Source organism: Roseateles sp. P5_B10, assembly GCF_056400485.1.
This window is the reverse complement of the sequence record NZ_JBFULE010000166.1, coordinates 1-8,599: the sequence shown is the minus strand read 5'-3', so window position 1 is coordinate 8,599 and position 8,599 is coordinate 1. Positions and strand designations below refer to the sequence as shown.

Annotated in this window: 7 protein-coding genes and 1 pseudogene; 4 read left to right on the top strand and 4 right to left on the bottom strand. The window is 67.9% G+C overall.

The genetic code is table 11. The features are described from left to right. On the bottom strand, window positions 1-282 hold a 282-nt coding region (locus tag AC1DU6_RS12795; RefSeq protein ID WP_477857565.1), incomplete at its 3' end, for a hypothetical protein. 247 nt (window positions 283-529) lie between these two features. Between AC1DU6_RS12795 and AC1DU6_RS12790 the strand changes: the two genes are divergently transcribed. The 3 genes from AC1DU6_RS12790 to AC1DU6_RS12780 are packed head-to-tail and all read left to right on the top strand — an operon-like array spanning window position 530 to window position 4,269. Continuing rightward, on the top strand, window positions 530-1,084 hold the full coding sequence (locus AC1DU6_RS12790; RefSeq protein WP_477857563.1) for an ECF-type sigma factor: 555 nt from the start codon (window positions 530-532) through the stop codon (window positions 1,082-1,084). A gap of 3 nt (window positions 1,085-1,087) precedes the next feature. Continuing rightward, entirely contained in the window at window positions 1,088-3,784 is a 2,697-nt protein-coding gene (locus tag AC1DU6_RS12785; protein WP_457392203.1) for a serine/threonine-protein kinase, read from the top strand. Between the two features lie 38 nt (window positions 3,785-3,822). Continuing rightward, complete coding sequence (locus AC1DU6_RS12780) at window positions 3,823-4,269, top strand: hypothetical protein (RefSeq protein ID WP_457392206.1); 447 nt, start codon at window positions 3,823-3,825, stop codon at window positions 4,267-4,269. An 18-nt stretch (window positions 4,270-4,287) separates the two neighbouring features. Here the strand turns inward: AC1DU6_RS12780 and AC1DU6_RS12775 are convergent, their stop codons facing one another. Both AC1DU6_RS12775 and AC1DU6_RS12770 read right to left on the bottom strand, forming a co-directional pair. Beyond that, window positions 4,288-5,139, bottom strand: coding sequence for a J domain-containing protein (locus tag AC1DU6_RS12775; RefSeq protein WP_457392208.1), 852 nt, complete (start codon window positions 5,137-5,139; stop codon window positions 4,288-4,290). An 86-nt stretch (window positions 5,140-5,225) separates the two neighbouring features. Continuing rightward, entirely contained in the window at window positions 5,226-7,391 is a 2,166-nt protein-coding gene (locus tag AC1DU6_RS12770; RefSeq protein WP_056198303.1) for a sodium-translocating pyrophosphatase, read from the bottom strand. 161 nt (window positions 7,392-7,552) lie between these two features. Between AC1DU6_RS12770 and ppa the strand changes: the two genes are divergently transcribed. After that, on the top strand, window positions 7,553-8,092 hold the full coding sequence (gene ppa / locus AC1DU6_RS12765) for an inorganic diphosphatase (protein ID WP_477857560.1): 540 nt from the start codon (window positions 7,553-7,555) through the stop codon (window positions 8,090-8,092). Window positions 8,093-8,146: 54 nt separating this feature from the next. On the opposite strand, the pseudogene AC1DU6_RS12760 reads toward ppa, so the two are convergent. Next, window positions 8,147-8,599, bottom strand: a pseudogene (locus tag AC1DU6_RS12760) (hypothetical protein); the annotation flags it as partial.

Below are 8,599 nucleotides of genomic sequence, written 5' to 3'. Positions count from 1 at the left end.
GTGCACGACCTCGTCCGCGCTGCGTACACGGTTGCGCAGGCGCAGGCTCACGGTCTGGATCAGGTTGTCGCGCTCGGCAGGGCTCAGGGTGTCGTCAGGCCGTGCCAGCAACTCGACCTGCAGCCACAACAAGGCCAGCTGCTCTCCCTTGCGGCGGCACTGCGCGAACTGGCGCGACACGCGCAGGCCGAATGCGCCGAGCGAGTCCACCTTGGGCACCTGCGTGAACGTGCCGGCGCGATCGGGCAGGGGAGGGTCGTCGGCGAGCTGGGAATGGAGCATGGCATCACGCGTTGGATTGGACGGCGCTGGCGGCCACCTGGCCGTTTCACAGCGGGGTGAGGAGCAATGAATGGGCGGCCCGCGGCTTTTGCCGGCTCCCTGGCTTGGCTTGGACATCGCTCCTCATCCTCTTAAACGGGGGATATCCGCCAAACCCGACATCGGGATGCAAAAAAGTTGCCGCTTGCCGGCAGCAGGCTCGTAACCAACCCCTGCGCCGGCGTTACCAGCCGTTAGAGTGCGGCCGGTGCAAGCCATCACCCAATTGCTGCAGGCCGCCGGCCAAGGCGACCGCGCCGCCGCCGACCAGGTGGTGGCCCAGCTCTACGTCGACCTGCAGCGCCTGGCGCGCCGGCATGTGCGCGACGCGGGTCATCTGACGTTGCTCGACACGACGGCCCTGGTGCACGAGGCCTGGATGCGCGTGGCCGGCGCCCAAGGGGCTGATTTCCCGGACCGGAGCCACTTCCTGGCCTATGCCGCGCAGGCCATGCGTTCGGTTGTTGTCGACCTGGYGCGCGCCCGCCGGGCCGAGCGCCGTGGCGGTGGCGAGTTGCATCTGACGCTGGACACCGCCGTCGCCGACCTACTGCCCCATGGCGACGCCGACGTGCTGCGAGTGCACGAGGCTCTGGACGAGCTGGCCCAGGTGGAGCCCCGCCTGGCCCAGGTCGTTGAGATGCGCTATTTCGCCGGCCTGAAGGAGCCAGAGATCGCCAAGGCTCTCGGCGTGACCGAACGCACCGTGCAGCGCGACTGGCAGAAGGCCCGCCTGTTCCTGTCCATGAGCCTGGCGGGCTAGTCCATGGACAGGCAACGCTGGCTCGCCCTGAGCCCTTTGCTGGATGAGCTGCTGGACTTGCCTCCGGCTGCCCGCGAGCATCGCCTGGAGCGGCTGCAGACAGAGGACGCCGACGCAGCCGAGCAACTGCGGCGCATGCTGGCGCGCGCCGAGGAGTTGCAGCAGCAGGGCTTCCTGAGCGAGCCCGTCGTGGCGCAATGGCAGGAGGCGTTGGCCTCGGTGCCCGACGACACACCGCCGCCCGACCTGGCCGGCCAGGCCATTGGCCCCTATCTGCTGGAGCGCCAGCTGGGGCAGGGCGGCATGGGCACAGTCTGGCTGGCGCGGCGCGCCGACGGTCGTTTCGAGGGCCAGGTCGCGGTCAAGTTCCTGATGGCCGGCCTGTTCGGGCGTGGTGACGCGGGTCGCTTCGCGCGCGAAGGCGAGATCCTGGCCCGCCTGTCCCACCCTCACATCGCCCGGCTGCTGGACGCCGGCCTGCACCAGGGCCAGCAGCCCTATCTGGTGCTGGAGTACGTCGATGGCCAGCCCATCGACGTCTACTGCCGCCAGCAGCAGCTCGATGTCGAGGGCCGGGTGCGCCTGTTCCTCGACGTGCTGGGCGCCGTGGCACATGCCCATGCGCGGCTGATCCTGCACCGTGACCTCAAGCCCAGCAACATCCTCGTGACGCGCGAGGGCGACGTGAAGCTGCTGGACTTCGGCATCGCCAAGCTACTGGCCGATGCGACCCAGGCGGAGCAGGGGGCCGCCGCCACCGAGCTGACGCAGCGCGCCGGCAGCGCCTTCACACCGCAGTTCGCCGCGCCCGAGCAGGTGCAGCAGTCGGACGTGACGACGGCCACCGATGTCTACGCCTTGGGGGTGCTGCTCTATCTGCTGCTGGGCGGCCATCACCCGACCGCCGACGACACGCAGACGCAGCTGGACCGGCTCAAAGCCGTCGTCGAGCATGTGCCGCGGCGGTTGTCGGACGTGGCGGCCAGCCAGGACGACACCGTCATCGCCGGGCAGGCGCGGCATCTGCGCGGCGATCTCGACACCATCGTCGCCAAGGCGCTGAAGAAGGCGCCAGCCCAGCGCTACGCGAACGCGCAGGCGTTGTCCGAGGACTTGCAGCGCTGGCTGGACCATGAACCCATCCGTGCGCGCCCGGACAGCCGGCTCTATGTGCTGGGTCGGTTCGTGCGCCGCCACCGCGTGGCCGTGGCGGCTGGCGGTGTGGCCGTGGGGGCCCTGCTGGCCCTGACGACCACCAGCCTGTTGCAGGCCCACCGGGCGGAACAGGCAGAGCAGCAGGCCCAGGCACGGCGCCAGCAGGCGGAGGACGTGCTCAGCTTCATGCTGGGTGAATTTGCCGACAAGCTGCGCCCCATCGGCCGCCTGGAGTTGCTGGACAGCGTGGGCGGCAAGGCATTGAAGGTGCTGGACAGCTCGGGGCCGCTCAGTGCGTCTGATCGGCTGCAACGGGCCAAGGCCTTGACCGTGATCGGCGAGGTCAGGGTGTCGAAGCGGGACCTGGAGAGCGCGCAGGAGCCGCTGGAGACGGCCACCGAGCTGCTGCAAGGCGATCCTCCCGCGGCCGACATGACGGCGGCCTGGCGCAAGGCTCAGGGCGCCGCGGCATTCTGGCAAGGCGAGGTGTTCTTCCGCCAGCGCCAGCTCGAACCCGCCGAGAAGCACTGGGCCCGCTATCGCGACGTCAGCGCGAAATGGCTGCAGGCCGATGCAAAGGACGCGGATGCGCAGCTGGAGCTGTCCTATGCCGAGAACAGCTTGGGCAGCCTGTGGTTGAGGCAGGGGCAATTCGCTCAGGCGGAAGAAGCTTTCAGGCATTCCCTGGTGCTCAAGGAGAGCTTGCTCGCCAAACGCCCCGACGACGCCGCCTTGCAGAGTGATTGGGGAGATACCGTCAGTTGGCTGGGCGGGCTGCTGCAGTTGACGGGTCGGTATGCGGGTGCTGCCCAGGCGTTCAACCGCGCGCTGCCGCCTGTGCAGTCGCTGCGCCAGCGGCACCCTGCGGACCTCGAATGGTTGAAGCGCGAGACCGGGCTGCTGCTGAATCTGAGCGACACCCAGATGGCGGCCGGCCTGAGCACTTTGACGGTGCTGAGCCAAGCCAAGTCAGCCGCGGATCAATTACGGCGAGGTGACCCCGCCAATGTGAGCTGGGCTTTCCTGGCCCTGGAGATTGACGCCAACCTGCTGGCGCAACGGGCCGACTTGCCGCCAGACGCGCGCGCCGTACAGGCCTTGGCCCTGCTGCAGAAGCTGGAGGGTCTGCGACCGGGCAAGCCGCCCCTGGACAGCTGGCTGCCTCGTTCGGTCCGGCTGTTGGAACTGGCGGCCAGTCCTGCTTGTGCAAGCCCGGCGTGCGAGGCGCGCGACCAGGCCCTGGTGCGAGTCGAACAACGCTTGTCCGCCGTGATGGCCAAGCGCCCCGTATCCCTGGAAGCCTTGAACGCAGCGGTGCGACTGCAATTGTTCAAGGCGAACCTGAATGCTACTGACGCGTCCGCCAGGCAGGCGGCTTGCGGCCAGGCGCAGCAACTGCTGCAGCTTCGCGCGGGATGGCTGCAGGCGCATGCCGAGTTGACTCAACGTTGGCTCGAAGTACAGAAATGCCTGGATCCGCGAGTCGTCGACCAGCCTGACTGGCAAGCAGGCCGTGCCTGGCTGCATCGGCAGCGTGACCTGTAGCTGCCACCTCTTTTCCCACCACAACCAGAGAAGTCCCTATGTCGACCTTCGTTCCTCCCTACACCGTCACCGTCACCGGTACCGCCGGTGGATTGGCGCAATGCACTTATGTCGATGGCAATGGCCAGCCCGTGCCGTCGGGCACAGTGCTCACCACGACGACCCCTGCGGGGCAGGATGGTGAACTGCCGTTCTCCTTCGTTGAAACGACGGTCGACGGCATGAGCCTGCGCCTGGTGGGTGCCGCGGTGAAGACGGTTGGCAACGACCCCACCATGAACCCCTACAACTACCTGCCAGCCAGCAGAACCGAGTCGGACGGCGCCTGGTGGGACGGCGTCATCGTTCCTTGGTCTGCCGATACCTACACCCGGCGTGGCGTTGTGTTGCTGTTCGCTCAGATCAGCGCTACGGGTGACATGGTGAACTTCTTTCCCAGCTCGGACCCGCAGACGCAGAACGACCAGTCGCAAGGCTGCGACTGAGCCCGCAGGACGACGGGCTCAGCCCAGGCCCAGCCCCGTCAGCCGCTGGTAGCGCTTGCGCAGGAAATCCGCCGCCATGCGGGCGTCGCTGCCGACACGCTCGCCGATGTAGAGCTCCTGGCGGCGCTCGGCGATCTGGGTGCGCAGCCGCGCGGCCATGATGTCCAGCGGCCGCATGCCGCCGCCCTCGGCACGTTCGATGGCGATGCGCAGTTGGTGCATCTGCAGGTTGTGCAGCAAGGCGGTCTGCGCCTGCACGACGCGGATGCGGCCCTGCACGAGGTGCTCGCACAGGCCGAGCCAGGCGCGTACCGCGTCGGCCGGGCCGCCGATGACCTTCTCGGGCAGTTCGCCCGCAGCGAGCAGCAGCGTTTCCAGCCGGTGGCGGTCGCTGTTCGCGTAAGCCTCGTTGACGATCATCATGCGCTGCTCGCAGACCTCGCGCTCCGGGCCGGAGGGCGCCAGGTCGGGGTGGAAGCGCATCGCCGCGCGCCGGTACAGCGTCTTCAGACTGGGCGGCGGCAGGTCGGTCAACGGGCCCGTGGGTTCGGGCGGCAGCGGCGTCGCGTCGGGCAGGGCGGGCACATCGGGCCAGGCCTTGGCGCGCTGGGATGCCGACACCGGGGCGTCGACACCCTGGCGCTTCAAGGCCTCAGACAACAGGGCCGTGGCCTGGTGCAGCTGGGCATCGATCTCGTCGAGCTCGCGCATCAGCGGGCCCAGGGCCTCGAGATAGCGCTGGCGAAAGCCGAGCAGCTTGGCGCGGGCGCCGTCGTGATCGGCCTCCAGCACGGCGAGGTAGCGCTGCAGATCCTGCAGTTGTTCGCGTCGCCGCGACAGCTCGTGCCTCGTGATTGCCATGCTCGCCATGAGCCGCGATTTTGCCTGGGCCAGACGTGGAAACGGCCCGAGAAGTCTGATTTCTCGGGCCGTTATGCCAGGGATTTACCTGGGTGTTACTGAGATGCGGCCGACGCGGGCATCTCCGCGGTGCTGGCCGCCGGTGCCGCCACGACAGCCGGGGCTGCGACGGGCTCGGGGGCCTTGCTGCCCGCAGGCAGCGGCAACAGCGGCACGATCAACAGGGCCACGATGTTGATGATCTTGATCAGTGGGTTCACGGCCGGGCCGGCGGTGTCCTTGTAGGGGTCGCCCACGGTGTCGCCGGTGACGGCGGCCTTGTGCGCTTCCGAGCCCTTCTTGTGCAGCACGCCCTTGTCGTCGGTGAAGCCTTCCTCGATCAGCTTCTTGGCGTTGTCCCAGGCGCCGCCGCCGGTGCACATCGAGATGCCGACGAAGAGGCCGGTCACGATGGTGCCCATCAGCAGGCCACCCAGTGCCGCCGGGCCGAGGATCAGCCCAACCAGGATGGGTGCCACCACGGGCAGCAGTGAAGGAACGATCATTTCCTTGATGGCGGCGGTGGTCAGCATGTCGACCGCGGCGCTGTAGTCGGGCTTGCGCTGGCCGGCCATGATGGCGCCATCGGCGAACTGCTTGCGCACCTCGACGACAACGGCACCGGCGGCCCGGCCGACAGCTTCCATCGCCATCGCGGCGAACAGGAAGGGGATCAGGCCGCCGAGGAAGAGGCCCAGGATCACCTTGTGGTCGGACAGCGAGAACACCTCGTGCATGCCACGCGCTTCCAGCGCGTGCGTGTAGTCGGCAAACAGCACCAGCGCAGCCAGGCCCGCGGAGCCGATGGCATAGCCCTTGGTGACGGCCTTGGTCGTGTTGCCCACGGCGTCCAGTGGGTCGGTGACGTCACGCACGGAAGCCGGCAGCTCGGCCATCTCGGCAATGCCGCCGGCGTTGTCGGTGATGGGACCGTAGGCGTCCAGCGCGACGATGATGCCGGCCATGCTGAGCATGGAGGTGGCCGCGACGGCGATGCCGTACAGGCCCGCCAAGGCAAAGGCCGCGTAGATGGCCGCGCAGACGAAGAGCACCGGCCAGGCGGTGGACTTCATCGACACACCCAGGCCGGCGATGACGTTGGTGCCGTGGCCGGTGGTGGAGGCCTGCGCCACGTGCTGCACCGGGTGGTACTGGGTGCCGGTGTAGTACTCCGTCACCCAAACCATGGCCGCCGTCAGCGCGAGGCCGACCGCGCAGGCGCCGAACAGGGCCATTGCGCTCGTCGTGCCACCCGTGCTCAGCTCGATGGGGCCGGGGAACATCGCCTTGGTGACGAAGAAGAAGGCGATCAGGCTCAGCACGCCGGCCACGATCAGGCCCTTGTACAGCGCCGGCATCACGTTCTTCATGCCGGGGCTGGCCTTGACGAAGTAGCAGCCGATGATGGAGGCAATGATGGACACCCCGCCGAGCGCCAGCGGGTAGACGACGCCGGCCAGCGCGCTGCTGCCGGTGATCATCAACGCGCTGAGCGCCATCGCGGCGATCAGCGTGACCGCRTAGGTCTCGAACAGGTCGGCCGCCATGCCGGCGCAGTCGCCGACGTTGTCACCGACGTTGTCGGCAATGACTGCCGGGTTGCGCGGGTCGTCCTCGGGGATGCCGGCTTCGACCTTGCCCACCAGGTCGGCACCGACGTCCGCACCCTTGGTGAAGATGCCGCCGCCCAGGCGCGCGAATATGGAGATCAGCGAGGAGCCGAAGGCCAGGCCCAGCATGGGCTTGAGCGCCGTGCTGTCATGCCCGCCGCCGATGGCCATGTAGAAGCCGCCCACGCCCAGCAGGCCCAGGCCCACGACCAGCATGCCGGTGATGGCGCCGCCCTTGAAGGCGACATCCAGCGCCGGGCCAATGCCCTTGGAGGCGGCCTGCGCGGTGCGSACATTGGCGCGCACCGAGATGTTCATGCCGATGAAGCCGCAGATGCCCGACAGCACCGCGCCGATAACGAAGCCGATGGCCGTCGTCGTTCCCAGGCCCGACACCGCGATGGCGATGGCCAGCACGACGCCGACGATGCCGATGGTGCGGTACTGCCGGCCGAGGTAGGCGGCGGCACCTTGCTGGATCGCCGCGGCGATCTCCTGCATGCGGGCATTGCCCGCATCCTGACTCAGGATCCAGCTTCGTTGGATGAAGCCATAAAGAACGGCCGCGAGGCCGCAAGCCAGCGCGAAATACAGCGCCACTTCTGTCGACATGTATGAGTCTCCTGTTTAGCGTGTCATCTGTGGCCCGCGGCAGGGTATGCCGGGGCTCGGCGGCCGAGCTTAAGGGCCGGGTTTGACGGCCGGGTTGCACGTTTACCAGCGATGTTGGGGAAACCTAGAATGCGGGTTTTCCTTAGCCCTAAAAGACGACCATGAGCCTGCACAACGTGACCCCCGGCGCCAAGGTGCCTGACGAGTTCAACGTCATCATCGAAATCCCGATGAATGCCGACCCGATCAAGTACGAGGTGGACAAGGAGAGCGGTGCGCTGTTCGTCGACCGCTTCCTGACGACGCCTATGTACTACCCGTGCAACTACGGGTACATCCCCAGGACGCTGGCGGACGACGGTGACCCGGTCGACGTGCTCGTCATCACCCCCTTCGCGCTGACGCCCGGCGTCGTCGTGACCTGCCGCCCCCTGGGCGTGCTGATGATGGACGACGAGGCCGGCGGCGACGCCAAGCTGCTGGCCGTGCCCACCAGCAAGATCCTGCCCATGTACGACCACTGGCAGAAGATCGAAGACGTGAACCCGRCCCGCCTGTCCGCGATCCAGCACTTCTTCGAGCACTACAAGGACCTGGRGAAGGGCAAGTGGGTCAAGGTCAAGGGCTGGGAAGGCCCGGAGAAGGCCAAGTCCGAGATTGCTGAAGGCCTGGCGAATTACGCCAAGGACCTGCCGAAGTAAGAGCGGGCCGTCTGGCCGTCGAAGAGCGCCTGAGCGGGTCTGAGGCGCTCTTTTTCATGGCGTCGCCGCGGGGCTGAAGTGCTCGGCCAGCAAGGCGGCGGCGTTGACCGGCTTGTAGAGCGTGGCGTCGAACAGGCCCGCCAGTTCGGATGCGAGCGGGCGATCGACGAGGGCGATGCACCGGCGTGACGCACCGCTGGCACGCCAGTGCTGCACCTGTGCAAGGCCGTCTGCATCCAGCAGGCAGGGGTCGCACAGCAGCAGATCCGCCGGCGCAAGCAGCGCGCCGGGCGCGGGCCGCAGCACCTCGACGTTGGCGGCGAATAGCAGTTCGGCGACGCGGTCGGCATGGCCCTGCGGCGCGTCGATCAGCAGTGCAAGCAGGTCGGTCTCGGCGGTCTCGACAGGTGTGACGCCGTCGGCGGGCATCAGGACCTCCTCGGCGCGACCTGCGCTCAGCGGCAGCAAGAACGAGAAGCGGCTGCCCTGGCCCACGGCGCTGTGCAG